The sequence below is a fragment of the Mesorhizobium sp. M0166 genome (assembly GCF_040322255.1).
Classification (GTDB): Bacteria; Pseudomonadota; Alphaproteobacteria; order Rhizobiales; family Rhizobiaceae; genus Mesorhizobium.
The window spans coordinates 1-1,466 of sequence record NZ_JAMYTD010000102.1; the positions used below are offsets into that span (position 1 = coordinate 1).

Consider the following 1,466-nt stretch of genomic DNA (forward strand, 5'->3'; position numbering starts at 1 on the left):
GCACGGCTGACCGCGGTGGTGAAGATGCTGGAGAGGGCGCGCTTCGGCAGCCGCTCCGAAAGGTTGCGGACCGGTGCGCTGAGCGAGGAGCAGTATGCGCTGGTCTTCGACGAGATCGAAACCGGCGTGGCGGCCATCGAAGCGCAGATGGAGAAGTCTGCGGGCGGCTCGAAAGCGAAGCGCGCTCCGCGTCCTCGTAAAGGCTTTGCGGCCCATCTCGAACGGGTCGAGGTGGTTATCGAGCCCGAAACGCCTGCTGGCTGCGAAGCGCTGGAAAAGATCCTGATCGGCGAGGACGTCTCCGAACGGCTCGATGTCACCCCGGCGAAGTTCCGGGTGATCGTCACGCGTCGCCCCAAATATGCCTACAAGGGCTGGGACGGCGTTATCCAGGCAGCCGCTCCCGCCCGCATCATCGAAAGCGGCATTCCGACCGAAGCGCTGCTGGCGCAGATCGCAGTGTCCAAATACGCCGATGGCCTGCCGCTCTACCGCCAGGAAGCGATTTATGCCCGCGATCAGGTCGAGATCGACCGGTCACAGATGGCGCAGTGGATGGGCAAGGTCGGCTTCGAGCTCGAGCCGCTCGCCGATTACGCACTGACCCGCATCAAGCAGGGTGAGCGGGTCTTTGCCGATGAGACCACCCTGCCAACGCTGGCCCCAGGATCGGGCAAGGCCAAGACGGCCTACCTCTGGACCTATCTGCGCGATGATCGGCCGTTCGGTGGCAGCGGACCGCCCATCGTCGCCTACCGCTTCGAAGACAGCCGTGCCGGCGAATGCGTCGCCCGCCATCTGGACGGCTATCGCGGCATCCTGCAGGTCGACGGATACGCCGCCTATAACCGGCTGGCCCGATCGGATCGGGGCAATGACGGCGTGACGCTGGCGGCGTGCTGGTCGCACGTGCGGCGCAAGTTCTACGAACTGCATGCCGCAGGCTCCTCCGTTATCGCCTCGCAGACGGTGGCGCAGATGGCCCCGCTGTGGGCCGCCGAGGAGGCCGTGCGCGGCCAGGACCCGGTACTTCGGATAGCTGCGCGTCAGGAGAAATCCGCCGTCGTCGTTGCCGCTCTCTTTGCGCTGTGGGAAAAGGAGCTGCCGAAGCTGTCGGGAAAATCGAAGCCCGCCGAGGCGATCCGCTATGCGCTCGGCCGGCGTGCCGCGCTCGAGTGCTTCCTTACCGACGGCCGCATCGAAATCGACTCCAACACCGTCGAGCGCGCCATCCGGCCACAGACAATTACCCGAAAGAACAGCCTCTTTGCCGGCAGCGACGGCGGCGGACGGACATGGGCCACCATCGCCACGCTGCTGACCACCGCCAAGATGAACCAGATCGATCCGCACGCCTGGCTCACCCAGACCCTCGAGCGTATCGCCAATGGCTGGCCAAACAGCGATATCGAGGCGCTCATGCCTTGGAACTACCAGCGCTGAACGGCATCAGCTACGCGCTTACG

1 protein-coding gene is annotated in these 1,466 nt (G+C 65.1%); it reads left to right on the forward strand.

Annotation, left to right across the window (positions count from 1 at the left end):
• Positions 1-1,443: IS66 family transposase (gene tnpC, locus NKJ46_RS34580; protein ID WP_352671813.1), on the forward strand; the 1,443-nt coding region annotated here is incomplete at its 5' end.
• Positions 1,444-1,466 lie beyond the last annotated feature (23 nt).